This window comes from Cellulomonas sp. Leaf395 (assembly GCF_001424125.1).
Lineage (GTDB): Bacteria > Actinomycetota > Actinomycetes > Actinomycetales > Cellulomonadaceae > Cellulomonas.
Genome location: NZ_LMQI01000003.1, coordinates 622,016 through 647,030 on the forward strand (window position 1 = coordinate 622,016; position 25,015 = coordinate 647,030).

23 protein-coding genes are annotated in these 25,015 nt (G+C 72.8%); 14 read left to right on the forward strand and 9 right to left on the reverse strand.

Features of this window, described 5'->3' with window-relative positions; translation table 11 throughout:
• Both ASG23_RS10705 and ASG23_RS10710 read right to left on the reverse strand, forming a co-directional pair.
• On the reverse strand, positions 1 to 876 hold the full coding sequence (locus ASG23_RS10705; RefSeq protein WP_056024159.1) for a glycosyltransferase family 2 protein: 876 nt from the start codon (positions 874 to 876) through the stop codon (positions 1 to 3).
• A gap of 44 nt (positions 877 to 920) precedes the next feature.
• Entirely contained in the window at positions 921 to 1,286 is a 366-nt protein-coding gene (locus ASG23_RS10710; protein WP_056024162.1) for a metallopeptidase family protein, read from the reverse strand.
• A 207-nt stretch (positions 1,287 to 1,493) separates the two neighbouring features.
• Between ASG23_RS10710 and ASG23_RS10715 the strand changes: the two genes are divergently transcribed.
• The 5 genes from ASG23_RS10715 to ahcY all read left to right on the forward strand — a co-directional run bounded on the left by ASG23_RS10715 (position 1,494) and on the right by ahcY (position 5,509).
• On the forward strand, positions 1,494 to 1,865 hold the full coding sequence (locus ASG23_RS10715; RefSeq protein WP_056024165.1) for a DUF3499 domain-containing protein: 372 nt from the start codon (positions 1,494 to 1,496) through the stop codon (positions 1,863 to 1,865).
• Positions 1,866 to 2,013: 148 nt separating this feature from the next.
• Positions 2,014 to 2,139, forward strand: a complete 126-nt coding sequence (locus tag ASG23_RS20690; RefSeq protein WP_268760890.1) for a hypothetical protein — start codon at positions 2,014 to 2,016, stop codon at positions 2,137 to 2,139.
• A 51-nt stretch (positions 2,140 to 2,190) separates the two neighbouring features.
• On the forward strand, positions 2,191 to 3,657 hold the full coding sequence (locus ASG23_RS10725) for a phosphomannomutase/phosphoglucomutase (protein ID WP_056024171.1): 1,467 nt from the start codon (positions 2,191 to 2,193) through the stop codon (positions 3,655 to 3,657).
• On the forward strand, positions 3,654 to 3,866 hold the full coding sequence (locus ASG23_RS10730; RefSeq protein ID WP_056024174.1) for a Trm112 family protein: 213 nt from the start codon (positions 3,654 to 3,656) through the stop codon (positions 3,864 to 3,866). The genes ASG23_RS10725 and ASG23_RS10730 overlap by 4 nt, the downstream gene beginning before the upstream one ends.
• A gap of 158 nt (positions 3,867 to 4,024) precedes the next feature.
• A complete protein-coding gene (ahcY, locus tag ASG23_RS10735; protein WP_442856816.1) occupies positions 4,025 to 5,509 on the forward strand; it encodes an adenosylhomocysteinase in 1,485 nt (494 codons plus the stop codon).
• Between the two features lie 23 nt (positions 5,510 to 5,532).
• On the opposite strand, the gene ASG23_RS10740 is transcribed toward ahcY, so the two are convergent.
• Positions 5,533 to 6,348 (reverse strand): RDD family protein, encoded by an 816-nt coding sequence (locus ASG23_RS10740; protein ID WP_056024180.1) that lies wholly within the window; start codon positions 6,346 to 6,348, stop codon positions 5,533 to 5,535.
• Between the two features lie 50 nt (positions 6,349 to 6,398).
• Between ASG23_RS10740 and ASG23_RS10745 the strand changes: the two genes are divergently transcribed.
• Entirely contained in the window at positions 6,399 to 7,388 is a 990-nt protein-coding gene (locus ASG23_RS10745; protein WP_056024183.1) for a stage II sporulation protein M, read from the forward strand.
• A gap of 20 nt (positions 7,389 to 7,408) precedes the next feature.
• On the opposite strand, the gene ASG23_RS10750 is transcribed toward ASG23_RS10745, so the two are convergent.
• The 6 genes from ASG23_RS10750 to ASG23_RS10775 are packed head-to-tail and all read right to left on the reverse strand — an operon-like array spanning position 7,409 to position 13,919.
• Positions 7,409 to 8,572 (reverse strand): winged helix DNA-binding domain-containing protein, encoded by a 1,164-nt coding sequence (locus ASG23_RS10750; protein ID WP_056024185.1) that lies wholly within the window; start codon positions 8,570 to 8,572, stop codon positions 7,409 to 7,411.
• 42 nt (positions 8,573 to 8,614) lie between these two features.
• The gene (locus ASG23_RS10755; RefSeq protein WP_056024188.1) at positions 8,615 to 9,907 is read right to left on the reverse strand and encodes a DUF58 domain-containing protein; all 1,293 of its coding nucleotides are present in this window, start codon (positions 9,905 to 9,907) and stop codon (positions 8,615 to 8,617) included.
• 1 nt (position 9,908) lies between these two features.
• Positions 9,909 to 10,919 carry an AAA family ATPase gene (locus tag ASG23_RS10760; RefSeq protein WP_056024191.1) on the reverse strand — a complete coding sequence of 337 codons (1,011 nt, stop codon included), beginning with the start codon at positions 10,917 to 10,919 and terminating at the stop codon, positions 9,909 to 9,911.
• Positions 10,916 to 12,118, reverse strand: a complete 1,203-nt coding sequence (locus ASG23_RS10765) for a DUF4350 domain-containing protein (protein WP_056024194.1) — start codon at positions 12,116 to 12,118, stop codon at positions 10,916 to 10,918. The genes ASG23_RS10760 and ASG23_RS10765 overlap by 4 nt, the downstream gene beginning before the upstream one ends.
• On the reverse strand, positions 12,115 to 12,783 hold the full coding sequence (locus ASG23_RS10770; protein WP_056024196.1) for a DUF4129 domain-containing protein: 669 nt from the start codon (positions 12,781 to 12,783) through the stop codon (positions 12,115 to 12,117). The genes ASG23_RS10765 and ASG23_RS10770 overlap by 4 nt, the downstream gene beginning before the upstream one ends.
• A complete protein-coding gene (locus tag ASG23_RS10775; protein WP_056024199.1) occupies positions 12,780 to 13,919 on the reverse strand; it encodes a glycerophosphoryl diester phosphodiesterase membrane domain-containing protein in 1,140 nt (379 codons plus the stop codon). The genes ASG23_RS10770 and ASG23_RS10775 overlap by 4 nt, the downstream gene beginning before the upstream one ends.
• Positions 13,920 to 14,106: 187 nt before the next feature.
• On the opposite strand from ASG23_RS10775, the gene mtrA reads away from it, so the two are divergent.
• From mtrA to secA, 8 genes are all read left to right on the forward strand, one after another.
• Positions 14,107 to 14,790, forward strand: a complete 684-nt coding sequence (gene mtrA, locus ASG23_RS10780; RefSeq protein ID WP_055912929.1) for an MtrAB system response regulator MtrA — start codon at positions 14,107 to 14,109, stop codon at positions 14,788 to 14,790.
• 19 nt (positions 14,791 to 14,809) lie between these two features.
• The gene (gene mtrB, locus ASG23_RS10785) at positions 14,810 to 16,525 is read left to right on the forward strand and encodes an MtrAB system histidine kinase MtrB (RefSeq protein WP_056024202.1); all 1,716 of its coding nucleotides are present in this window, start codon (positions 14,810 to 14,812) and stop codon (positions 16,523 to 16,525) included.
• Complete coding sequence (locus ASG23_RS10790; RefSeq protein WP_056024205.1) at positions 16,522 to 18,177, forward strand: LpqB family beta-propeller domain-containing protein; 1,656 nt, start codon at positions 16,522 to 16,524, stop codon at positions 18,175 to 18,177. The genes mtrB and ASG23_RS10790 overlap by 4 nt, the downstream gene beginning before the upstream one ends.
• An 82-nt stretch (positions 18,178 to 18,259) precedes the next feature.
• A complete protein-coding gene (locus ASG23_RS10795; RefSeq protein ID WP_056024208.1) occupies positions 18,260 to 19,039 on the forward strand; it encodes a ComF family protein in 780 nt (259 codons plus the stop codon).
• Positions 19,040 to 19,200: 161 nt separating this feature from the next.
• Positions 19,201 to 19,830 carry a ribosome hibernation-promoting factor, HPF/YfiA family gene (gene hpf / locus ASG23_RS10800; RefSeq protein WP_056024211.1) on the forward strand — a complete coding sequence of 210 codons (630 nt, stop codon included), beginning with the start codon at positions 19,201 to 19,203 and terminating at the stop codon, positions 19,828 to 19,830.
• Between the two features lie 86 nt (positions 19,831 to 19,916).
• Complete coding sequence (locus ASG23_RS10805; RefSeq protein ID WP_235521016.1) at positions 19,917 to 21,182, forward strand: winged helix-turn-helix domain-containing protein; 1,266 nt, start codon at positions 19,917 to 19,919, stop codon at positions 21,180 to 21,182.
• Positions 21,179 to 22,201: a DMT family transporter gene (locus tag ASG23_RS10810; protein ID WP_056024217.1), complete on the forward strand. Its 1,023-nt coding sequence runs from the start codon at positions 21,179 to 21,181 to the stop codon at positions 22,199 to 22,201. Before ASG23_RS10805 ends, ASG23_RS10810 begins: the two co-directional genes overlap by 4 nt.
• Positions 22,164 to 24,971 (forward strand): preprotein translocase subunit SecA, encoded by a 2,808-nt coding sequence (gene secA, locus ASG23_RS10815; RefSeq protein WP_056024220.1) that lies wholly within the window; start codon positions 22,164 to 22,166, stop codon positions 24,969 to 24,971. Before ASG23_RS10810 ends, secA begins: the two co-directional genes overlap by 38 nt.
• The last annotated feature ends 44 nt before the right edge of the window (positions 24,972 to 25,015 follow it).

Here is a 25,015-nt window from a genome sequence, read left to right on the forward strand (position 1 = left end):
TCACTCCGCGGCGCGCAGCTCCGCGCGTTCGCGCAGGCGCAGCCCGAGGACCGCCGCCTGGCGGACCGGCCACTGGTACCAGTGCGGGTACCGTCGCCCGACGTAGCGGGCGGCGCTCGCGTGATGCGCGGAGATCATGGGGGCCGGCCTGGCCCGCCACGACGTGCCGCCGACGTGCGTGACCTGCACCTGCGGGACGTAGAGGTTGGTCCAGCCGGCGCGACCGAGCCGCTCGCCGAGATCGACGTCCTCGAAGAACATGAAGTAGTCGTCGTCAAAGCCGCCGACGGCCTCGAACGCCTCCCGCCGCAGCAGGAGGCACGCGCCCGAGAGCCAGCCGGCGGCTCGGCGGGTCCCGGTGTCCTGCTCGTGCGCCCGGTATCGGCGGGTCCACGGGTTGCCCGGCCAGAAGCGCACGAAAAGCGCGTGCCCCGCACCCTGGGTCAGCGACGGCAGCGCGCGCGCCGACGGGTAGACGGTGCCGTCGGTATTGAGCAGCGCGGGCCCGACGGACCCGGCGCGCGGCTCGGCCCGGCCCGCCTCGACGAGCGCGTCGAGCGACCCGGGCTGCCACTCGATGTCGGAGTTGGCGACCACGATCCACGGTGCCCTTGCGCCCCTCGCACCCAGGTTGGCGCCGCCGCCGTAGCCGAGGTTCGCACCGGGCGAGACGAGGCGTGCCCCGACCTCGTCGGCCACCTCGCGCGCGATGGTGGGGTCGGTCCCGTTGTCGACGATCACGAGCTCGACGATCGCCTCCGAGGCGGTCGCCAGGGTGCGGGCGAACGTCGCCAGCTCGTCGCCGGGGTGGTAGACGACGCACACCACGCGGACATCGGGTCGGGGGGCGGGCGGGTCGGGGAGGGAGTCACTCATCGTGCGGACAGGCTAGTGGGCGTCACCACCTTCACCAGCACAGGTCATCCAGCGTCGCCGTACCGCGGGTCGACATCCTCCGGCGAGCGGCCCAGGAGGTGGGCGACCTGCTCGACGACGACGTCCCGCACGAGGTCGGCCATGTCGAGCGGATCCGTCGCACGGGACTCGACGGGCCGCCGGTAGATCACGACCCGGGCCGGGAGCCCGGCGTCCGGCGGGAAGTACCGGCCGAGCGGGACGCCTCCGTGCTCCCAGGGCGCGGGGTTGGACGGCGGGACGTCCTCGACGGCGAACTCCGTGCCCTGCAGCTGACGCGCCCAGGTCCGTTCGATCCGCTCGACGGCGTCAAGGACGAGGTCGTCGAACCGCTCGGCGCGAGTGCGGTACGCGGGCATGGTGCTCGGCATGAGCGGACCTCGAGGACCGCGTCCGCGTCGGTCACGGCGACGCACCGGCACCACGGCCGTCGTGGGGACCGCAACCGCGCGACGGCCGATGCCGGCGGGCCGTCGGGCGGGCGGGGGCGGTGCGGAGCTCACCTCTGCACTGTAGATCGCGGACGGGCGGCGGCGTGGGGGACACGGCCTGTCGTCCGTCAGGGGTACGGTCAGCGCGTGAGATCCGTGAGGCAGTGCTCGCGCACGGCCTGTGGCCGTGCGGCCGTGGCCACGCTGACCTATGTGTACGCCGACTCGACCGCGGTGCTCGGCCCGTTGGCGCAGCATGCCGAGCCGCACTCGTACGACCTGTGCGTCGAGCACGCGGAGCGCCTCACAGCCCCGCGCGGGTGGGAGGTCGTCCGGCTCACCCCCGAGTTCTCGCCCGCACCGCCCAGCCGGGACGACCTGCTCGCGCTGGCGGACGCCGTGCGCGAGGCGGGCAGACGCACCGAGCCGGAGTTGGCTCCGCTCCCGGAAGCCGTCGGCGCCGCGCTGAACGAGGCACCTCGTCGTGGGCACCTGCGCGTGCTGCGCGGCGAGGGCTGACGTGGCTCGCCGCAAAGGAGAGGCCGCACGCGCCCGTGCCGAGCGTGCGGGGGAGCCATTGGGCTCGATCAGCCAACCGTCCGGACCGGGTGTGCCCGGGACGGCGGCGTGCCTGCGATGTGGCGAGACCGATCTGACTCGCATCCGCATGGCGCTGACGGACGGTCGCCAGGTGGTCTTCGTCTCGTGCCCCGCCTGCGAGCAGCGCAACTGGTTCCCGCTCGACGGGAGCGGCGTACCGCTGGACCGCGAGGACGTCGTCGGCGACTCCTGACCTTGGTGGACGCCCGACCTCGGTGCCCGGCGGCACCGGTAGCATGGCCGCGTGACCTCGCCTGCAGCCGACCGTGTCGATCTGACTGCTCTCATCAAGGCCTACGACGTCCGGGGTCTCGTCCCCGGTGAGCTCAACCTGGCGGTCGCTCGCGCGATCGGTGCCGCCTTCGCCGACGTGGTCGTGCTCCCCGAAGCGACGGACCGCCCGCGAGTGGTCATCGCGAACGACATGCGCCCCTCCGGACCTGAGCTCGTGGCCGCGTTCGCCGACGGGCTGGCCGCGCGTGGCGTCGACGTCCTCCGGATCGGCCTGGCGTCGACCGACGGCCTGTACTTCGCCTCCGGCTCGCTGGGCATCCCCGGTGCGATGTTCACGGCGAGCCACAACCCGGCGCAGTACAACGGGATCAAGCTCTGCCGCGCCGGCGCTCGACCGGTGGGCCAGGACAGCGGACTGACCACGGTGCGTGAGCTGGCCGGCGACTACCTCGCCACCTCGGTGCCCGAGGTCGACGCCGCGCAGCGGGGGAGCGTCGAGGATGGCGACCTGCTCGCCGAGTACGCCTCGTTCCTGCGCTCCCTGGTGGACCTGTCGGGCATCCGCCCGCTGAAGGTCGTCGTCGACGCGGGCAACGGCATGGGCGGTTTCACCGCGCCGGCCGTCCTGGGCACGGGCGCCGGGCTGGCCGAGCTGCCGCTCGACATCGTGCCGCTGTACTTCGAGCTGGACGGCACGTTCCCGAACCACGAGGCCAACCCGCTCGAGCCGGAGAACCTGCGAGACCTGCAGGCAGCGGTCGTCGAGCACGACGCGGACCTCGGTCTCGCGTTCGACGGGGACGCGGACCGCTGCTTCGTCATCGACGAGCACGGCGACCCGGTCAGCCCGTCGGCCATCACGGCACTGGTCGGTCTGCGGGAGGTCGAGCGGGAGCGTGCCGCCGGTCGCACCCCGACGGTGATCCACAACCTCATCACCTCCCAGGTGGTGCCCGACCTGCTGAAGGCGGCCGGAGCAACGACGGTCCGCACCCGGGTGGGCCACTCGTTCATCAAGGCCGAGATGGCGCAGAACGACGCCGTCTTCGGTGGTGAGCACAGCGCGCACTACTACTTCCGTGACTTCTTCTTCGCCGACACCGGGATGCTCGCCGCCATGCACGTCCTCGCGGCCCTCGGCGGTCAGCCGCACCCGCTGTCCGCCCTGTCGGAGCAGTTCCAGCCGTACTCGGCGAGCGGGGAGATCAACTCCCGCGTCACCGACGTGGCCGCTGCCCGCGCGCGGGTCGTGGAGGCGTACGTGACGCAGCAGGGCGCCGGGCCGGTGCAGGTCGACGAGCTGGACGGCCTCACGGTCTCGCACTGGGACGCGCACCCGCAGTGGTGGTTCAACCTGCGCGCCTCCAACACGGAGCCGTTGCTGCGCCTGAACGTCGAGGCGGCCGACGAGGACATCATGGAGAAGGTCCGCGAGGACGTGCTCGCGCTGGTGCGACAGGACGGAGAGAGCGCATGACCGAGCAGACGTCGGGGCGGTCCCTGGAGCCGTGGGCCCGTGACCTCCTGCGCTGCCCCGCGACGGGTGCCACGCTCGTCGACGGAGTGGGTCCAGACGGCGAGCCGACCCTTGTCTCGACCGACCCGGACAACCCGGTGGCCTACCCTGTGCGCGACGGGATCCCCGTCCTGCTCATCGACGAAGGCGTACCTGTACCCCGGGGCTGACCTCGGTGTGGTGACGCTCACACCGGGCTAGCATGGCCCGGACGGCGTGGGTGATGCCCGCAGACCGAGAGGGGTCGCGCCGGCGCGAACGACCAGGGCGCACGCCCTGATGCGGTCGCGCCCGTTTCCGAACGCGCACCCGTTGGAGTGAGATGTCTGTGTCCTCTTCGTTCGATGAGCTCCCCGGCCAGTACAAGGTCCGCGACCTGACCCTCGCCGAGGCCGGTCGCCACCAGATCCGCCTCGCCGAGCACGAGATGCCGGGCCTCATGGCCCTGCGCACCGAGTTCGGTCCGACGCAGCCGCTCGCGGGCGCCCGCGTCGCCGGCTCGCTGCACATGACGGTGCAGACGGCGGTGCTCATCGAGACGCTCGTCGCGCTCGGCGCCGAGGTCCGCTGGGCGTCGTGCAACATCTTCTCGACGCAGGACGAGGCGGCCGCGGGGGTCGTCGTCGGCCCGCGCGGCACGGTCGACGAGCCCGCCGGCGTGCCGGTGTTCGCGTGGAAGGGCGAGTCTCTCGACGAGTACTGGGAGTGCACCGAGCAGATCCTCGTGTGGCCCGGCGGTACGGGTCCGAACATGATCCTCGACGACGGCGGCGACGCGACGCTGCTGGTGCACAAGGGGGTCGAGTACGAGGCGGCCGGTGCGGTGCCGTCGGACCCGCAGCCGGGCGAGGACGGTTACTCCGAGGAGTACCTGGTCATCCTCGGCACGCTGCGCCGCTCGCTCGCCGCAGACCCGCAACGGTGGACGTCGATCGCCGCACAGATCAAGGGCGTCACCGAGGAGACCACCACGGGCGTCCACCGGCTCTACCAGCTGGCGGAGGCGGGCGGTCTGCTGTTCCCGGCCATCAATGTGAACGACTCGGTGACCAAGTCGAAGTTCGACAACAAGTACGGCATCCGGCACTCGCTGCCCGACGGCATCAACCGCGCCACGGACGTCCTGATGGGCGGCAAGGTCGCGTTCGTCGCGGGTTACGGGGATGTCGGCAAGGGGGCGGCAGAGGCGTTCCGTGGCCAGGGCGCACGCGTGATCGTCTCCGAGGTCGACCCGATCTGCGCGCTCCAGGCGGCGATGGACGGCTACCAGGTGACCCGGCTCGACGACGTCATCGACCAGGCCGACTTCGTGATCACCACCACCGGCAACAAGAACGTCGTGTCTGCGGCGCAGATGGCGCGGATGAAGAACAAGGCGGTCGTCGGCAACATCGGGCACTTCGACAACGAGATCGACATGGCAGGTCTCGCGGCGGTCCCGGGGATCTCGCGGACCGAGATCAAGCCCCAGGTGCACGAGTGGACCTTTCCTGCCGATGACGAACGGCCGGAGCGGTCGATCATCGTGCTCTCCGAAGGGCGGCTGCTGAACCTGGGCAACGCGACCGGGCACCCGTCGTTCGTCATGAGCAACTCGTTCTCCAACCAGGTCATCGGTCAGATCGAGCTGTTCACCAAGCCGGACGCCTACGCCCGCGAGGTGTACCGGCTGCCCAAGGTGCTGGACGAGAAGGTGGCGCGCCTGCACCTCGACGCGCTCGGGGTCCGGCTGACCGAGTTGACGAAGTCGCAGGCGGAGTACCTCGGCATCGACGTCGCGGGCCCGTACAAGCCCGAGCACTACCGGTACTGAGCACTCGGCACCATCTCAGAGACTCAGTTCGCCGGGTCGGGGACGCCGTGGGGGAGTCGGTGCAGCTGCGACGACTCCGCGGCGTCCCGCTCCCCGGTGCGCAGCCGTGCGGTGAGCTCACGGTCCCGCCGCTCGGCCAGCACGGCGGCCAGGAACGCCTCGGGATGGGTGCCCAGGGGAGGCAGCGGGCTGACGTAGCGCTGCACCTCGGTGGTCAGCTGGGAGCCCAGCTGCACGCGTGACGCCGGGTGCAGCTTGCCGGCACGGCCGAGGAACTGCCGCACGGACAGCGCGAGGCCGTCGGGCAGGCGCGCGAGGTCCGCGGAGTGCGCCCAGCCGGCGAGCTGCGGCGGCATCATGACGGGGGTGCGGACCTTGGCTGCGCCGCGCACGCGCACCGCGTAGGTGCCCGCGAGGATGTCACCCACGCGCTTGCCCTGCGGGTGCACGATCGAGCAGATCAGGGCCACGGTGCCGAGCGTGAGCCACAGCTCGACGATGCCGACGAGCGCGCGCACGAGCGACTGCCGGAAGACCAGCGGACCGCCGTCGTCGCGCACGATCCGGATGCCCATGGCCAGCTTGCCGAGCGAGCGGCCACGGGTCAGGGTGTCGACGGTCGTGGGCAGCACGATCGTGACGGTCGCGACGAGCACGACGCCGATGATCCGGGAGGCCTCCTCCGAGGCGTCGGGGGCGAGCACGCCCAGCGCGATCACCAGGACGAACAAGCCCACCGCGAGCACCAGCAGGTCGAGCAGCGCCGCGAGCAGACGCGTCGCCGCCGAGGTGGGACGTGCGTCGAGCAGGACGCCTTCGCCTGTGAGGATGCCGTCCATGCTGGGCAGGTTAGCCGGTACCGGGTCGTGGGGATGGCAGGCTGTGCGGCATGGACCTGGACGCCTTCGAACGGGCACGCGCCACCGACTGGGCGCGGCTCGACGAGCTCGTGCGGCTGCGCCGCCGCACCGGCGCGGAGGCCGACGAGCTGGTGCGCCTGTACCAGTCCGTCGCGACGGACCTCTCCAGCGTGCGCTCTGCCGCCCCGGACCCCGAGATGGTGACCCGCCTGTCGATGCTCGTCGGTCGGGCGCGCGCGGCCATCGCGGGCACGCACGAACCGAGCTGGCGTGACGTCACCGCCTTCGTCGCGGTGGCCCTGCCCGCCGCCCTCTACCGGATCCGGTGGTGGACGGTCGGCGTCATGGTGGCCTTCCTCGTGCTCGGCGTCACCGCCGGCGCGTGGGTGGCGACGCAACCCGACGCGCTCGCGTCGATGGGGACACCGAGCCAGCAGCAGGAGTACGTCGAGAGCTCGTTCGCGGAGTACTACGCGCCCGGCGCGGGCTTCGCCACGATGGTGTGGACCAACAACGCGTTGCTGACGGCCGTCTGCATCGCCACCGGGATCACGGGCATCGGACCCGTGTACTTCCTGGCCACCAATGCGATCAGCGTCGGTGCCGCGGGCGGCATGATGGCCGCGCACGGGCACCTCGACGTCTTCCTCCAGCTCATCGCCCCTCACGGCCTGCTCGAGCTCACCGCAGTGTTCGTCGCCGGTGCGGTGGGCCTGCGGATCTTCTGGACCTGGATCGACCCCGGTCCACGCACGCGCGGCACCGCGCTGGCGCAGGAGGCGCGCGCGTTGTTCACGGTGGCGATCGGGCTGGTGGGCGTGCTCGCGGTCTCGGGCCTGATCGAGGGGTTCGTCACGGGGTCGAACCTGCCGTGGGCCGTCAAGGTCGGCATCGGGGTGCTCGCCCTCGCGGCGTTCTGGACGTACACGCTGGTGCTCGGCCGCCGGGCCGTCCGCGCGGGGCACACCGGTGACCTCGAGGCGGACCGCGCGGGCTACGCGCTCGCGACAGCGGGCTGATCAGGGCTGATCAGGTGTGATCAGGCCGGGTCGGCCACGACCACGCGCCGCTCGTCGGCACCCGGGGCCATGAGCTCGACCAGTGCTTCCGCCTCCGCCCGGAGCTCGTCGCGCTGGCCGGCGGTCGGGAGTGCGAACGGCCGCACCGTGAGCGTGACCGGTCCGCGCTGCTTCGGGCCCCGGGGCACGTCCCAGGTGCCCGCGAGGCGCCCGTCCAGCAGGAACGTGGCATCGATGACGCCGTTCGGGCTGGCCAGGTACGGACGGTGCTCGGGCGAGATGATCCGGGTGCGGTCGGCGTGCCCGAGCAGCACGTTGTCGTAGTCGGGCAGGAAGCGGACCGGTGCCGGGACGTCCGGGTCGGGCAGCGCCATCCCCCGCAGGTCCAGGACCTCGCGCTCGCGGACGGCGCCGGGGGACGGCTCGGCGCGGTACCTGACCAGGTCGAGGCGGTCCACCACCGACCGCATCCCGGTGAGACCCGACCAGTTCTGCAGGTCCGCGACGGACGCCGGACCGAACGCAGCGAGGTAGCGGCGGACGAGCCGTTCCTGCTCGGCGGCGAGCACGTCCGGGTCGGCCAGGTCGGGAGCCGCGGCGGTCTGTTCCGGGCCGAACCACGTCCACGCCGTGGTCCACGTCGTCGCACCGGAACGCCCCCACACGCCCCTGGGCGGTACCTGGACCAGCGGCAGCGTTGCCCGGGCGGCGTAGGCGAGCGTGCTCGGGGCGACGGCCGGCCACCGCTGGGCGAGGAGTCGCCCGAGCTCCGTGGTCACGCGCGGCTGCGCCTCGACGAGCGTGCGGGCCATGGCGGTGAGCTCGGCGACGTCGAGCGTGCGCAGCGCGGCGCTGTGCTGGGCGTTGACCAGGAGGTCCTTGGCGTGGATCGGGGCGATCAGGCCGGGCAGGAGAAGCGCGTCGGCCGCCGTGACGAGGTGGATCGTGCTGCGCATCACCGCGATCCGGGTGACGGAACGGTCCCAGAAGGCCTCGCCGATCTCCTCGGGGCGGAACCCGGCTACGCGACTCCACAGCCCGACGTACGGCGACCACGCGTTCTGCGCCTGGAGGCCTGCCAGGTGGTCGACGACCTCGATGGCCGGACCGGGCCGGCGTTCGAGCAGGTGCTGCCGGGCGAGCAGCGCGCGGTTCAGGTGGGCGCGGGTCAGCAGGTCGGGCACACGGGAAACCTACTCGGACCGGCGGACACGGCGTCCCCGAGGTCAGAGCCGCCCGGCCGCCTTCAGTGCGATGTAGGTGTCGGCGAGCCGGGGTGCCAGGTCGTCCGGCAGTGCGTCGACGACCTCGGCGCCACGCTGGCGCAGTCGGACTGAGACGGCCGCGCGCTCGAGGCCCACGCGCTCGGCGGCAGCCGCGTCGAACACCGCCGCGGCACCGGTGCGGGCCGTGCGCAGCGCATCGACCTCGGGGTCGGACACCGACGCGAGCACCACCTGGTGCCGCTCGGTGAGCTGCCCGGCGACGCCGAGCAGACCCTGCTCGACCGCGGAGGGGTCGAGCGCGGTGAGCAGCACGACGAGGGCACGCTGGCTGAGCCGCTGACGGATCTGCGCCACGATCCCCGGCCAGTCGGTCTCCACGAGCTCGGGCTCGGCCAGGGCGAGCGTGTCCGCGAACGGCGCCATCACCCCGGCGCCTGTCGCGCCGGCCACCCGGCCGCGCACCCGGCGGTCGAAGACCAGCAGCTCGACCCGGTCGCCGGCCTTCGTGGCGAGCGCGGCGAGCAGCAGCGCAGCCTCGATCGACGCGTCGATCCGGGGTGCGTCCAGCACGCGCACGGCGGACGTGCGGCCGGTGTCGAGCACGATCAGGACCCGGCGGTCGCGCTCCGGCCGCCACGTGCGCACGACGACGTCGGAGCGCCGGGCTGTGGCGCGCCAGTCGATCGCCCGGACGTCGTCGCCGATCACGTACTCCCGCAGCGAGTCGAACTCGGTCCCCGGGCCGCGCACCTGCACGGACGCCCGCCCGTCCAGCTCTCGAAGCCGGGCCAGCCGGCTCGGCAGGTGCCGCCGCGAGGCGAACTCAGGCAGCACCCGCAGCCGTCCGGGGACGGTCAGCGATGCCTGGCGGCCCGCGAGCTGCAGCGGCCCGAGCGTACGGATCGTCACGCGGTCCGCCTGGGCGTCGCCACGCCGTGCGGGCACGAGGACCGTCCGGACCCGGATGCCGTCCCCAGGGCGCACGTCCACGCGGTGCCGGTCCGTCTGAGCGCCCGTCGACGGGGGCCACGCGTCCCGGACGAGCGCCCGGAGCCGGCGTCCGCCCTGGTTCGTCAGGGTGAGCGTGGACGTCGCGGGATCCGTGAGCCGGACGGATGCGGGCACCTCGCGCCGGATCGCGACCTGCCGGGGAGACGCGGCGAGCGCGACGTCCGCGACGCACGCGACCACGACGAGCAGCGTCCACAGAAGCACTGTCCCGGCGGCGGGCACGACGAGCACCACCGGCAGACCGAGCGCGGCGAGGACGACCGCGCGCCAGGTGAGGGCCACGTCAGCGGGGGACGGCGACGGACGCGAGCACCGTGTCGAGGACGCTCTCCGTGCTGACACCCTCGAGCTCGGCCTCGGGGCGCAGCTGGACGCGGTGGCGCAGCGTCGGGTGCGCCAGCGCCTTGATGTCGTCCGGCGTCACGTAGCCGCGACCGGACAGCCAGGCCCAAGCGCGGGACGTCGCCAGCAGAGCGGTGGCGCCACGCGGGGAGACACCGAGAGAGAGGGACGGCGACTGGCGCGTGGCACGGCACACGTCGACGGCGTAGCCGAGGACCTCGGGTGCGACCTGGACGCGACCGACCTCGGCCCGGGCGCGCGCGAGCATCTCCGGGGTCGCCACGGGACGCAGACCGGCCCCGGCGAGGTCACGGGGGTCGAAGCCGGCGGCGTGCCGGGTCAGCACCTCGATCTCCTCGTGGCGCTCGGGCATCGGCAGCACCAGCTTGAGCAGGAACCGGTCCAGCTGCGCCTCCGGGAGCGTGTAGGTGCCCTCGTACTCGACGGGGTTCTGCGTCGCGATGACCAGGAACGGGTCCGGCAGCGGGCGCGGGGTGCCGTCGATCGACACCTGGCGCTCCTCCATCGCCTCGAGCAGCGACGCCTGCGTCTTGGGAGGCGTCCGGTTGATCTCGTCGGCCAGCAGCAGGTTGGTGAACACCGGGCCCGCGCGGAACGAGAACTCGGCCGTGCGGGCGTCGTACACCAGGGAGCCCGTCACGTCGCCGGGCATGAGGTCGGGGGTGAACTGGACCCGCTTCGTGTCCAGGTCGAGCGCGGCGGACAGCGCCCGCACGAGGAGCGTCTTGGCGACGCCGGGGACACCTTCGAGCAGCACGTGGCCACGGCACAGCAGCGCGATGACCAGGCCGCTGACGGCTGCGTCCTGCCCGACGACCGCCTTGGCGACCTCGGTCCGCACGGCACCCAGAGCAGCACGCAGCTCCTCGGACGGCTGGTGCGGCGTGATGGTGGGTGCTGTCGCGCCCCACGGGGGGGTCTGCTCGCTCACGTTCGGTGAACCTCGCTCTCGAGATGGTCCAGGTCACGGGCCAGCTGGGCCAGCCCGCGGTCATCGGTCGGTGGGGGTCCGTACAGCAGCGCCTCGACGTCAGCGGGGCGGCGCCCGGCCGCACGGGCGATCGCGTCGATGACGAGGGGTGCGGCCGCGGAGCGGGGCAGGCCGAGCCGCCCCGCGCTCCGTGCGGCCGTCCCGGCGCGCAGAGAGGCAGCGGCGTGCCCGTAGGACCGGCCGCGGCGGTAGAGGCGCCCGCGGCCGCGGGTTGTCTCGCCCGCGCGGACCACCACCGGCAGCTTCTCGGTGACGAGGCGGCCGAGGCGGCGTCCGCGCCAGAGCGCGGCGACCACGACGACGAGCAGGAGCTGCAGCGCGAGGATCGGGACGACCGGCGGCAGGAGCTGGCCGGGTGCGGGCTCGGACTCACCGCCCGCCCCCACGTCGTCGAGCGACGGGATGTACCAGACGAGCCGCTCGTGGCGACCCAGCGCCCGCAGGACGAGCGCGGCGTTGCCCTGCTCGTCGAGGTGCTCGTTGGTCAGTGGCGCCGTGTCGGCCAGCGCGACGATCCGGCGCCCGTCGGACTCGGCCACCGCGTAGGCGCCGCCCCGGTCCGTCGTGGTGCCCGGGGCGGGGAAGCAGACGATCGCGCCCGGACCCGTGGCCAGCATGCTGCCGCTCGCCGTGATGGCGCCGGCGACGACCGCGTCCGGGTCCTCGCACTCCGCGGAGCGGACCTCGAGCTCGGCGGAGGAGTCGCCGCTCGACGCGAGCGACGGGCTGAGCATGCCCAGCGCCCACCCCGCGTCGACGAGCACCAGGTCGGCACCCGTGTCGTCGAGGGCGTCGACCTGCTCGTCCACGAGCAGGTAGTCGCCGACGACAAGAACCGTCGCGCCGGGACCGGCCAGGGCCTCGACGTCGGCGATGTGGCGCACGTAGCGGACGTCCACGCCCTCGCGCTCGAGGATCTGCGCTGCGGCGCGGGCCCCGAGGTCGCCGGGGTTGTCGGGCGCGAGGGTCAGCGTGGAGGTCTGCGGCTCGGGGAGCGCGGAGAGGAGGGCGGCGACGACGACGAGTGCCAGGAGGCCGAGCCACCACCGGGCTCGTCGCCACCGCCGTGCCGACCTGCTGCGGGTCGAGGTGCCGTCGCCGACGACCGCCTCGTGCACCGTGACGACCGGCGTGCTCATCGGGGTGCCGCCACCGTGGGGTCGCTGACCTCGACGCCGGACGCCGGCCGCGCGTCCTGGACGCGGGCATCGAGGCCGCGCAGGCGGATCTCGTCCTGGGCGGTCGCCGGCACGTCGCCATAGGCGACGTCGTCGAACGTGCGCCCGGCCGCGACGAGCTCGGAGCCGAGTGCCGGGAGCCGGGCGGCGGCAGCCAGCGCCGCCTCGTGCGCGGTCCGGGCCGCCCGCTCGTCGAGCACCGTCCGCTCTTCGAGCCCGCGCACGATCGCGCGGAACCGCTCGAGCACGGCCACCCCCCAGTCGCCGGCCGCGGCGGCTGCGTCGGCAGCGGCGCGGATCTCGTCCGAGGTGCGTCCGTCGTCGTCTGCAAGGACGCTCCGGTCGGCGCGCCCGCGGCGGGAGAGCCGGACCGGGCCCGCGACCAGGAACGCGACCGTGACGACCGCCGCGAGCACACCGACGACCACGAGGACCGCGAGCGGGTCGAACACCGCGGGCGTCCGAAGACCGTCGAGCAGCTCGGCCAGCCATTCCACCGCCCGGGTGAGCAGCGAACGCTGCTCGTGGTAGATCGGGTCGAGCAGCTCCTCGGTGGCCCAGCGCCTGGCCGTCGTGGCGTCGGGGTCGACGGGCACGCTGCCGACCACGCGGGCGAGCACGCTCACGCGGTGGTCTCTGCAGCGCGGGCCAGCTCGACGTCCAACCCTTCGCGGCGCATCCTCACGTCGATGTAGAGGAGGGCCACCACGGCGGACACGAACGTCGTGGACAAGGTGGAGGCGATGATGTTGGCGATACCGATCACGACGAACGAGCCGAACGACGTCGCCGTGGGGTCGCGCAGGACGAGCTGCGCGATGAGGGTCGCGGGGAACACGATGATCTGCGCGATGATCGCGGCCAGGATCGTGGTCACCAGGTAGATGCCGAACAGGCGCCAGAAGGTCCGGCGGGTGAGGCGCCACGCCCGGGCGATCGTCGGCCAGAACTTCTTGCCCTCGAGCATCAGCGCGGGTGGCACGAGCAGCGTCCGGGTGGTGAACCAGACAGCGGCGACGACGAACGCCAGCGAACCACCGATGCCGACCAGGACGGCGAGCGCGACCTGGTCGGCGACCGCCAGCAGCGTGACGCCCGTGACCAGGAGCGCGATCGCCGTCAGGATCACGGCACCGCTGAGGAAGGTGAAGCCGACGACGAGCCAGACGCGCCAGGAACGCAGCACCTCACCGACCGTCGCCACCTGGCCCAGGACGGAACGGCTCACGGACACGATGAGCAGGCCCGTGAGGATGGTGGTCGCGAACACCGTCACCGGTGTGGCTACGAGAAGCCCGATCGAGGAGCCGACCTGCTCGGCGAAGCCCATCTGCCCGGACGGGTCCAGGTCGACCGAGAGCTCCGTCAGCTGCGGCGTGAGGATGCCCTTGATGTACCACTGGATGACCGACTCGATGATGACCGCCACCGTCACGACCAGGGCGGCGAGGCCGAACATCACGCGCGGGTTGGCGCGCACGGCCCGGAAGGCGCCGTCGTAGATCTCGCCCATGCCCAGCGGTCGTAGCGGGATGATCCCCGGCTGGAGCGCCTGCGGACGCCAGGCGAGCCCGGGCGGCGGCGGCGCGGCCGGGCCCCAGGACCCGTATCCGCCGGAGGGCTGCTGTCCCCAGCCCGACGGCGGCGTGGGCGGTGGGGTGGGCGGGCCGGGCTGCGGCACGGTCTCCGGGGGCGGCGCTCCTTGGCCGGCGGGCGCCGCCCAGGAAGGCGGTCGCGGCGCGTCGTCGTGCGGGCTCGTCATGCGAGCGCGGCTCCTCGGCTGTCGTGGTGCAGGCGGTCCGGGGCGCCGTCGTCGGGCCCCCCACGGAGGAATCATCGTGCCACGGCGACCAGGTCCAGGATGCGCGACCGGGTGATCTGTTCTTGCCCGGACACGTCGAAGTGCCAGGTGGGCCGGGTCCGAGCGCTTGCGGTGCGACAATGCCGCCATGAAGGGACGCGTGCTCGTGGTCGACGACGACACCGCGCTGGCCGAGATGATCGGCATCGTGCTGCGGTCGGAGGGTTTCGACCCGGTGTTCTGCGAGGACGGTGACGAGGCGATCGGTGTGTTCCGAGCCACGCAGCCGGACCTCGTCCTGCTCGACCTCATGCTGCCCGGCAAGGACGGCAACGAGGTCTGCCGGCAGATCCGCGCCGAGTCAGGCGTGCCCATCGTCATGCTCACGGCCAAGAGCGACACGGTCGACGTGGTGCTCGGGCTGGAGTCGGGGGCGGACGACTACATCTCGAAGCCCTTCAAGCCCAAGGAGCTCGTCGCGCGGGTGCGCGCCCGCCTGCGCCGCAGCGACGAGCCGGCGCCCGAGCACCTGACGATCGGCGACGTGACGATCGACGTGCCCGGCCACCGGGTCGCGCGGGCCGGTCGGCCCGTCTCCCTCACGCCGCTGGAGTTCGACCTGCTGGTGGCCCTCGCGCGCAAGCCGTGGCAGGTGTTCACGCGCGAGGTCCTGCTCGAGAAGGTCTGGGGCTACCGGCACGCCGCCGACACCCGCCTGGTGAACGTGCACGTGCAGCGTCTGCGCTCGAAGATCGAGAACGACCCCGAGCAGCCCGAGATCGTCGTCACCGTCCGCGGTGTCGGCTACAAGGCGGGCGTGGCGTCGACGTGACGTCGGCAGGGGCAGCGCCATGGTGCGTGTGAGCGGCGCCTGGCGGCTCCTGCGGGCCCGGTCACGGCGGCGGGTCCGCTCCTGGTCACGGGTGTGGCGGTCCTCGCTGCAGGTCAGGGTCATCACGTCCACCCTGGCGATCGGTCTGGTCGCACTGACGGTGGTCGGCGCGTACGTCAGCGCCCGCATGGCCGACGGCCTGTTCAACGCCCGGCTCGAGCAGGTGCTCCAGGAGAGTGCGCGCTCCACGCAGCAGGCGCAGGCCACGTTCGACTCCTCCACGGCGACGGCGGGCACCGACGTGCAGCGCCTGCTGCGCGACGTCGCGCTCGCGCAGCGCACGGGTGGGTCGGACCGTCGGGAGGTGTTCCTCCTGCGCGCGCCGGGTCAGCAGGGCGGGAGCGTCACGGTGTCGGGGGCGACGACGAACCAGGACCTCCTGAGCCTGGTCAGCCCGGAGCTCCGGCTCGAGACGGCGGGTGGGGGCCAGCAGTGGCAGTCGGTCGCGATCCCGCGCGACACGGGTGGCGTGTCGCCGGGAGTCATGGTCGGCCAGGACGTCACGGTGCCCGTCGACGGCACGTACCAGCTGTTCTTCCTGTACAGCCTGCAGTCCGAGCAGGACAGGCTCGACTTCCTCCAGCGCACGCTCGGGCTCGCCACCGTCGCCCTGGTCGCCCTCCTGGGGAGCATGACATGGCTCGTCACCCGGCAGACGGTCCGGCCGGTGCGCCGCGCGGCGGAGGTCGCCGAGCGGCTGGCGGACGGGCACCTGTCTGAGCGGATGCCCGAGAAGGGCGAGGACGAGATGGCGACGCTCGCCCGCTCGTTCAACGAGATGGCCGACAGCCTCCAGGACCAGATCCGCCGGATGGAGGAGCTGTCGACGCTGCAGCGGCGGTTCGTCTCCGACGTGTCGCACGAGCTGCGGACCCCGCTGACGACCATCCGGATGGCCGGTGAGGTCATCCACGCGTCACGCGAGGACTTCGACCCCGCCGCGAAGCGCTCGGCGGAGCTGCTGCAGACCCAGCTCGACCGGTTCGAGGACCTCCTGGCGGACCTCCTCGAGATCAGCCGGTTCGACGCCGGAGCGGCGGTGCTCGACGCCGAGGGTCGCGACGTGTGCGACGTGGTGATCCAGGCCGTGGACCACGCCGCTCCGCTCGCCGAGCGGCGCGGTACCTGGCTGCACGTCGTCGTACCCGAGGATCGCTGCGTCGCGGACATCGACCCGCGCCGCGTGGAGCGGATCCTGCGCAACCTGCTGGTCAACGCCGTCGAGCACGCGGAGGGCAGCACGGTGGAGGTCACGGTCGGCGCGGACGCGCACGCGGTCGCGGTCACGGTCCGGGACCGGGGGGTCGGGATGACGCCCGACGAGGCCGCGCACGTGTTCGACCGCTTCTGGCGTGCCGACCCTGCTCGTGCCCGCACCACGGGCGGCACCGGGCTCGGGCTGGCCATCTCGTTGGAGGACGCCCACCTGCACGGCGGCTGGCTGGAGGCGTGGGGGAGGCCAGGCCGCGGTGCGAGCTTCCGGCTCACGCTCCCGCGGCGCGCCGGCATCCGGCTCACCGCCTCCCCCCTGCCGCTGCAGCCCGCCGAGTCGCCGATCACCGGATCCCTGCGCATCGTCGCGCGTCCGCACAACGACCCCGCCGCACTCCCCGACATGGGATCTGACCATCTCGACACCGCGCCCTCCGACGACGAGCGGCAGGAGGTCCGATGATCGCGCGCCGGCTCGGACGCTCCGCTCTCCTGCTCGGGACCGTCGTCGTGCTCGCGGCCTGCGCCGCGATCCCCACGGCCGGCCCGGTCGAGCAGGGGAACGCAGAGGTGACCGAGCCGTCGGAGATCGACGTGCTGGCCGAGGGGCCGCAGCCCGGGGACACGCCGACCGAGATCGTGGACGGCTTCCTGGCTGCGGGGGCCGCGGGCTACACCGACGACTTCCGGACGGCCCGCCAGTACCTCGCGGGTGAGGCCAAGGCCACCTGGAACCCGTCGGCTGGCGTCGTCGTGTCCGGACCTGTCGAGCCTGCGCCCACCACGACACAGACCGAGGTCACGATCGACGTTCCCGTGCTCGCGCGGGTGGGTGCGGACGGCGTGTACGCCGAGGCGCCGCCCGACGGCCGTGAGTCCGTGACGTTCGGGATGGTCCAGAACGACGCCGACGAGTGGCGGATCGCCGCGACGCCGGACGGCCTGATCCTCCAGCAGGAGGACTTCGCCCGCAGCTTCCGGCCGGCCTCCCTGTACTTCCTGTCGCCGGACCAGAAGTTCCTGGTCCCCGAGGAGCGCTGGTTCCCGACGAAGAACCTGCGCACGTCGATCGTCCGAGAGCTGCTCGACGGGCCGTCCGCCTGGTTGCAGGATGCTGTCGTCACGGCCGTGCCCGACGGCGTCGAGCTCAACCCCGAGGCCGTCCTCGTCGACGAGGAGGGTGTCGCGGTGGTCAGGCTGGAGCCCGCGCTCGCGGTGACCCGCGCGGACCGTGACCTGCTGATCGCCCAGATCGACGCCAGCCTGCGGCCGGTGCCCGGCATCAGCTCGGTGCAGGTGTTCGCCCGCGACGTGCCGCTCGAGGGCTCGGCGACGCTCGAGAGCGGGTCCGGCCCGCCGGGCACCGTCGAGTTCGTCCAGGAGGACCGTCTCGTTGCGATCGTCGACGGCGAGGTCGAGCCCGTGCCCGGCCTCGACCCGCTCGCCGGGCTCGACCCGCGCAGCCCGGCACGGAACGAGGACGGCTCGGTGCGGGTCATGCTCTCCGGGCCCAGCACGCTGACCACGGTTCCGACGACGGAGGCCGGACCGCAGGAGCTCCTGAGCGGCTCGAACCTGGTCGCACCGTCCGTCGACCGGTTCGACTGGGCATGGACGGCACAGCCGTCCCGAGGACTCGTCGCCGCACGCGTGGGTGCACCGACCGTCCAGGTCAGCGCCGACTGGCTGGAGGGCCGAGCGGTGCGTGCGGTCCGGGTGGCGCGCGACGGGGTCCGGATCGCCGTCGTCTCCGCCGGGGCCGACGGCGTCCAGGTCGACGTCGCGGCGATCACGCGTGACGAGTCGGGCGCGCCCCAGCGGCTGGGTCCTCCCATCCGTGCGGGCGCGTCGCTGGTCGACGCGTCGGCGGTGGTGTGGTCGGAGGAGTCGACGCTGGCGGTCGTCGGCCGGTCCGTCGGCAACGCGGCCGTCCACCTGGTCCCCGTCGCCGGGCCGACCAGGGCGCTGCCCGAGGTCGCGAACCTCGCCGACCTGGCCGGGAACTCCGTCATCTACGTCTCGACGACCGACGGCGAGCTGCGCAGGTTCGTGGGGTCCACCTGGGCGCAGGTGCTCGGGATCGCGGGCGCGTCGTACCCGTCGTTCCCCGGCTGACCAGCCGACCACAGCCCACGCCCGTCCACAGCGAGCGGGCCCGCCACCGCGGGCGGCGTCGTCCGGTGCGCAGTCTTGGCCCATGACGTTCGCACGTGAGCTGCTCGGTCTGCTCGTCCCGGTCGAGTGCGCGGGCTGCGGGCTCGACGACGTCGCGTGGTGCGCGTCGTGCGCCCGACGCCTCGCGGGCCGGCTGTGGCGGTGCGAGGACCGGGCTACGCGGCTCGACCGGATGGACGGTCGCGGGCCGCTGCCGGTGTGGACCCTCGCTGACTGCACCGGCCACGTCCGACGCGCGGTCGTCGCGTGGAAGGACCGCGGGCGCCTCGACCTCACTCGCCCGTTCGCGGCGGCCCTCGGGAGCGCCGCCGAGGGGTTGAGCGTCGACGTCGGTGCCGGACCTCTGCTGGTCGTGCCCTGTCCGTCGACGGCCGCGGCGCGTCGGCGCCGGGGCGGCAACCTCGTCGACGCGCTCGCGGTCGGTGTCGGGAATGGTCTCGTCGGTGCGGGAGTGCCCGCCTGGCCCGCGCCGGTACTCGTCCGCTCGCGGGGCCACGACCAGGTCGGTCTGGGCGCACGAGAGCGCGCACGCAACCTCGCCGGACACGTCCGGGTGCCGACGCGGCACCGTGCGCGGCTGGCTGATCGCGACGTCCTCGTGGTGGACGACGTCCTCACCACGGGTGCGACCGTCGCCGCATGCCGTTCCACGCTCGAGCGGGCCGGCGCTCGGGTCATCGGTGCCGTCACGCTCGCGTCGACCCCAGGCCCGCAGAGCGTGCCGAGGCTACCGCCCGCCCGGGAGTGTCCACTGGGTGATCCGTCGCCGGGGCGAGTGGTTCGGGGGCTGGCGCGGGGTTAGCGTGGGGTCCTGAGCCGACGGCGTGCACGGACCCGACCCCACCGGGTCGACCGGGCCGGCCGCGGGAGGAGGTGACGCCGCCCGACTGCCCTCAGGGCAGCCCATCGCACTGTCACCCTCGGGCGGGCACGACCCGCCCCTGACCCTCTCAGGAGGCTCACATGGAGATCGTGGTTGCCGGCCGGCACACCGAGGTGCTTCCGAAGTATCGGGCGCACGTCGAGCAGAAGCTCGCGAAAGTCGAGCAGCTGGCCCCCCGCGCCCAACGGATCGACGTCGTCGTGTCGCACGAGACGAATCCCCGACAGGCTGGCAGCAGTGAGCGCGTCGAGCTCACCGTCGTCGACCGTGGCCCCGTGATCCGCGCCGAGGCGTGCGCGGACGACAGGTACGCGGCCCTCGACCTGGCCCTGGGGAAGCTCCTCGAGCGGCTGCGGCGGACGCGCGACCGGCGCAAGGACCACCGCAACCACACTCCGATCGCCCCCGTCGACGTGCGCCCGCCCGAGCCGGAACCGGCCGTGGCCACGCCCGTCGACCCGGACGCCGCGGTCGAGACGACACTCGGTGACTCGCCGGTCGTCATCCGCGAGAAGGTCCACCAGGCGCAGCCGATGACGGTCGACGACGCGCTGTACGAGATGGAGCTCGTCGGCCACGACTTCTTCCTGTTCATCGACGCGGAGACGGCCCAGCCGTCCGTCGCGTACCGCAGGCGAGGGTGGAGCTACGGGGTGATCAAGCTCGACGCAGCGGTGACCGCAGCACCACTGGCGACAGTAGGCGGCTGACCGGTACCGACACCACGACGACGCCCGGCACGGTCGACAGGACCGCCGGGCGTCGTCGTGTCGGTGGGCCACGGCAGGATGTGCGTGTGACCGTCCCGGGAGTCGAACGCCTCACTCTGTCGCAGGCCCGTCGCATCACGCTGCGCGCGCAAGGGCTCGACCGTCCTCGCCCGGTGCGGGCCGCCGAGCCCACGATGCGACAGTTCCAGCAGGTGGTGGACCGCCTCGGCGTGCTGCAGATCGACTCCGTCAACGTGCTGGCCCGCGCGCACCTGCTCCCGGTGTTCTCCCGGGTGGGCGCCTACGACCCGGCGCTCCTCGACCGTGCCTCCGGCGCGGCACCGCGCCGGCTCGTCGAGACGTGGGCGCACATGGCGTCGTACGTGCCCCCGGAGACGTTCCGGCTGCTGGGCTGGCGGCAGCGGGCCTACCTGACGCAGGCGTGGGGCGCGATCGCGGAGGTGCCCCTGAAGCACTCGCCGCTCGTCGAGGAGATCCGCGCCATCATCGCCGCGCGCGGCCCGGTCACCGCGCGGCAGGTGCAGGAGGACTTCGAGGCCGACCACCCGACCACCCGCGGGGAGTGGGGGTGGAACTGGTCGGTGGCCAAGCGCGTGCTCGAGTTCCTGTTCTTCACGGGCGAGATCACGTCGGCCGGGCGCAACGGTGCGTTCGAGCGCCGCTACGACCTGACCAGCCGCGTGCTCCCACCGGACGTGCTGGCCCGCCCGGAGCCGTCGGACGAGGACGCGGTCCGGGCGCTGACGGAGATCGGCGCGCGCGCGCACGGCATCGGCACGCTGCGTTGCTTCGCGGACTACTTCCGCATCAAGGAGGACCGGGTCGCCCCCGCGATCGCCGACCTGGTCGAGGAGGGCGTGCTGCACGAGGTGGAGGTCGACGGGTGGAACCGGGGCCGCGTGTGGCGGCACCGGGACGCCGACCTGCCACGGCGCGCCACCGGACGCGCGCTGCTCAACCCGTTCGACCCGCTGGTGTTCGAGCGCCGGCGACTGGAGGCTCTGTTCGGTCTGCGCTACCGCATCGAGATCTACGTCCCCGAGCCCAAGCGCGTGTGGGGCTACTACGTCCTGCCGTTCCTGCTGGGGGAGTCGCTGCCGGCGCTGGTCGACCTCAAGGCCGACCGTCAGGCCGGGGTCCTGCGCGTGCACGCCGCGCACCGGGTGACGGGGTCGACGGTGCCGGACGCCGACGTGGTGGAGCCGCTGGCTGCCGAGCTGCGCGAGCTGGCCGGCTGGCTCGGCCTGGACGACATCGTGGTCGGCGACCGGGACGGGCTGCTGCGCGGCGACCTCGCGCCCGACCTGGCGCGCGCTGTCCGCTCGGCATGACGCACGACACGCGGCCTCGCGACTTCGCCCTCGTCGCGCTCGGCGGTGTCCTGTGGGGCACGGGCGGTCTGGCGGGTGCCGCGCTGGCGGACGCCGCGGGCCTCCCACCGTTGACGGTCGCCGCCTACCGGCTGCTCGGCGGCGGCGGAGTGCTGCTGCTGGCGCTCGCGGCGGCCGGCGCGCTGCGTGGGCTTGCCCGCACGCGACCCGTTCTGCTCCTGGTGGTGCAGACGGCTGTGCTCGCCGCCGTGTACCAGGCCGCGTACTTCGCGGCGGTCCAGCGGGCCGGCGTCGCGGTCGCCACGCTGGTCGCCCTCGGGGCAGCCCCGCTGCTCGTGGCCATGGGCACCGCCGTGTCCGCCCGGCGGATGCCGTCGTCGCGCACCGTCGTGGCGCTCGGGCTGGCGCTGGCAGGGCTGGTCCTCCTCGTCGGCCCCTCGGACGCGGCCGGTCCGGGGACCGCGGCCGGCGCGCTGCTCGCCCTCGTGGCCGCTGCGGCGTTCGCGACGATGACGGGCCTGAACCGCCGCAGCGTGCCTGGCCTGGGTCCGTTGCCGCTGACGGCGACGTCGTTCACGCTCGGCGGAATCCTCCTGCTTCCGGTCGCCGCGGTGGCCGGTCCGGGCCTCGCCGTCCCGTCCGACGCCGAGGGCTGGGTGCTCCTCGCCTACCTGGCCGTGGTGCCCACCGCGGCGGCGTACAGCGCCTACTTCACGGGCCTGCGGCACGTCCCCGCGACGACCGCAGCCCTGCTCGCCCTGCTCGAGCCGCTGACGGCCACCGTCGGTGCGGTCGTGCTGCGCGACGAGCGGCTCGGCCCCGCCGGCGTGCTCGGCGCCGTCCTGCTGGCGGCCGCGGTGGTCGTTCTTCGCCCACGTCGCGCAGGCTCGCCTACGATGGACGCGCCCGGCCGTGCGGCCGGTCACCTCAGCCGCTCCGACGCCGCGCGCGCCCGGAGTGCGAACACGTCGGGAGTAGTGCGTGCCAGCGATCCTCGAGAAGGTCCTGCGCCTCGGTGAAGGCCGGATCGTCAAGAAGCTGTCGGGCATCGCCCAGCAGGTCAACGCCCTGGAGGACAGCTTCGTCGCGCTGTCTGACGCCGAGCTGCGCGAGGAGACGGACCGCTTCCGCGCCCGGCTCGCGGAGGGCGAGACGATGGACGACCTGCTCGCCGAGGCGTTCGCCACGGTCCGCGAGGCGGCTCGGCGCACGCTGGGGCAGCGCCACTTCGACGTGCAGCTCATGGGCGGTGCCGCCCTGCACCTGGGCAACATCGCCGAGATGAAGACCGGCGAGGGCAAGACGCTCGTCGCGACGGCCCCCGCGTACCTGAACGCCCTGTCCGGCGACGGCGTGCACGTGGTCACCGTCAACGACTACCTGGCCAGCTACCAGGCCGAGCTCATGGGTCGCGTGTACCGGTTCCTCGGGCTGACCAGCGGTGTGATCCTGTCCAGCCAGGATCCGACCGAGCGCCGCAAGCAGTACGCGTGCGACATCACGTACGGCACCAACAACGAGTTCGGCTTCGACTACCTGCGCGACAACATGGCGTGGAGCACCGACGAGCTGGTCCAGCGCGGCCACAACTTCGCCATCGTGGACGAGGTCGACTCGATCCTCATCGACGAGGCGCGGACCCCGCTGATCATCTCCGGCCCCGCGTCCGGTGACGCCAACCGCTGGTACGCCGAGTTCGCCAAGGTGGCCCGCCGCCTGCAGGCGGAGCGCGACTACGAGGTCGACGAGAAGAAGCGCACGGTCGGCGTGCTCGAGCCCGGCATCGAGCGCGTCGAGGACTACCTCGGCATCGACAACCTCTACGAGTCCCTCAACACTCCGCTGATCGGCTTCCTCAACAACGCCATCAAGGCGCAGGAGCTCTTCAAGCGCGACAAGGACTACGTCGTGATGAACGGCGAGGTGCTGATCGTCGACGAGCACACGGGCCGCATCCTGCCGGGTCGTCGCTACAACGAGGGCATGCACCAGGCGATCGAGGCGAAGGAGGGCGTGGCCATCAAGGCCGAGAACCAGACGCTCGCCACGATCACGCTGCAGAACTACTTCCGCCTGTACGGCAAGCTGGCGGGGATGACCGGTACGGCCGAGACCGAGGCTGCCGAGTTCCAGGGCACCTACAAGCTGGGTGTCGTCCCCATCCCGACCAACCGGGACATGCAGCGCATCGACCAGCGCGACTTCGTCTACAAGAGCGAAGAGGGCAAGTTCGACGCCGTCGTCGCGGACATCGTCGAGCGCCACGCGCACGGTCAGCCGGTCCTCGTGGGCACCACCAGCGTCGAGAAGAGCGAGCTGCTCTCGTCCAAGCTGAAGAAGCAAGGAGTGCCGCACGAGGTCCTCAACGCCAAGCAGCACGCGCGTGAGGCGTCGATCATCGCGCAGGCGGGCCGCAAGGGCGCCGTCACCGTCGCGACGAACATGGCTGGCCGTGGCACCGACATCATGCTCGGCGGCAACGCCGAGTTCATGGCTGTCGCGGACCTGGCCGCCCGGGGCCTCGAGCCCGCCGAGCAGCCGGAGGAGTACGAGGCCGCGTGGCCGGCCGCACTCGAGGCGGCCAAGGAAGCGGTCGCCGCGGAGCACGACGAGGTCGTCGAGCTGGGCGGGCTCTACGTGCTCGGCACCGAGCGCCACGAGTCCCGGCGCATCGACAACCAGCTGCGCGGCCGTTCCGGACGTCAGGGAGACCCGGGCGAGTCCCGCTTCTACCTATCGATGCAGGACGACCTGATGCGTCTGTTCAACTCGTCGCTCGCGGAGTCGATGATGACGCGTGCCGGCTTCCCCGAGGACATGCCGCTCGAGTCGAAGATCGTCACGCGCGGCATCCAGTCGGCGCAGTCGCAGGTCGAGTCGCGCAACTTCGAGATCCGCAAGAACGTCCTGAAGTACGACGACGTCATGTCCCGGCAGCGCGTCGTCATCTACGAGCAGCGCCGCCGCGTGCTGGAGGGCGAGGACCTGCACGAGCAGGTCCGGCACTTCCGCTCCGACGTGCTCTCGGCGTACATCACCGGCGCCACCACCGAGGGTCGGCCGGAGGACTGGGACCTGGACGCCCTGTGGACCGCTCTGAAGGGCGTGTACCCCGTCTCGATCACCCCGGACGAGGTCGTCGACCAGGCCGGTGGCCCCACGCGACTGTCCGCCGAGCTCATCGAGCGCGAGATCCTCTCCGATGCCGAGCACGCCTACGCGGAGCGCGAGGAGCAGATCGGCTCGGAGAACATGCGCCAGCTCGAGCGCCGGGTGACCCTGTCGGTCCTCGACCGCAAGTGGCGCGAGCACCTCTACGAGATGGACTACCTCAAGGAGGGCATCGGCCTGCGCGCGATGGCCCAGCGCGACCCGCTCGTGGAGTACCAGCGGGAGGGCTTCCAGCTCTTCAACGCGATGACCGATGCCATCAAGGAGGAGACGGTCGGGTACCTGTACAACCTGGAGGTCCAGGTCGCAGCGCCTGAGGCCCCCGCGGTGACTGCCGACTCCGCGGTCGCTGCTGCGGCCAGTGCGGGTGCGCAGGCGACGCTGCCGCGGTCGGTCTCCGACGGCCCCACGCCGGGCACGCTCGTGGCCAAGGGGATTGACGGCCCGGAGCGGCGTGCTCCGCTGCAGTACAGCGCCCCGTCGGTGGACGGCGACGGTGGCGTCGTCACGCGCGGCGACGCCGGCGGCAAGAGTGCCGGAACCCGTCCGGTTGCGAGCGACGGCGACACCAACCGCGAAGCACGTCGCAAGGCCGCCAAGCAGCAGCGCAAGCGCTGACACGTCGGAAGCCCGCCCTCCGGCCGGGGGGCGAGCTTCCGCGC

Coding starts and splice junctions, on each gene's coding strand:
- ASG23_RS10810 (WP_056024217.1), top strand. CDS start 21,179: ATGACGCACGACACGCGGCCTCGCGACTTCGCCCTCGTCGCGCTCGGC.
- mtrA (WP_055912929.1), top strand. CDS start 14,107: ATGAAGGGACGCGTGCTCGTGGTCGACGACGACACCGCGCTGGCCGAG.
- ASG23_RS10745 (WP_056024183.1), top strand. CDS start 6,399: ATGGACCTGGACGCCTTCGAACGGGCACGCGCCACCGACTGGGCGCGG.
- ASG23_RS10740 (WP_056024180.1), bottom strand. CDS start 6,348: ATGGACGGCATCCTCACAGGCGAAGGCGTCCTGCTCGACGCACGTCCC.
- ASG23_RS10790 (WP_056024205.1), top strand. CDS start 16,522: ATGATCGCGCGCCGGCTCGGACGCTCCGCTCTCCTGCTCGGGACCGTC.
- ASG23_RS10775 (WP_056024199.1), bottom strand. CDS start 13,919: ATGACGAGCCCGCACGACGACGCGCCGCGACCGCCTTCCTGGGCGGCG.
- ASG23_RS10795 (WP_056024208.1), top strand. CDS start 18,260: ATGACGTTCGCACGTGAGCTGCTCGGTCTGCTCGTCCCGGTCGAGTGC.
- hpf (WP_056024211.1), top strand. CDS start 19,201: ATGGAGATCGTGGTTGCCGGCCGGCACACCGAGGTGCTTCCGAAGTAT.
- ASG23_RS20690 (WP_268760890.1), top strand. CDS start 2,014: ATGGCGCTGACGGACGGTCGCCAGGTGGTCTTCGTCTCGTGCCCCGCC.
- ASG23_RS10730 (WP_056024174.1), top strand. CDS start 3,654: ATGACCGAGCAGACGTCGGGGCGGTCCCTGGAGCCGTGGGCCCGTGAC.
- mtrB (WP_056024202.1), top strand. CDS start 14,810: ATGGTGCGTGTGAGCGGCGCCTGGCGGCTCCTGCGGGCCCGGTCACGG.
- ASG23_RS10710 (WP_056024162.1), bottom strand. CDS start 1,286: ATGCCGAGCACCATGCCCGCGTACCGCACTCGCGCCGAGCGGTTCGAC.
- ASG23_RS10705 (WP_056024159.1), bottom strand. CDS start 876: ATGAGTGACTCCCTCCCCGACCCGCCCGCCCCCCGACCCGATGTCCGC.
- ASG23_RS10765 (WP_056024194.1), bottom strand. CDS start 12,118: ATGAGCACGCCGGTCGTCACGGTGCACGAGGCGGTCGTCGGCGACGGC.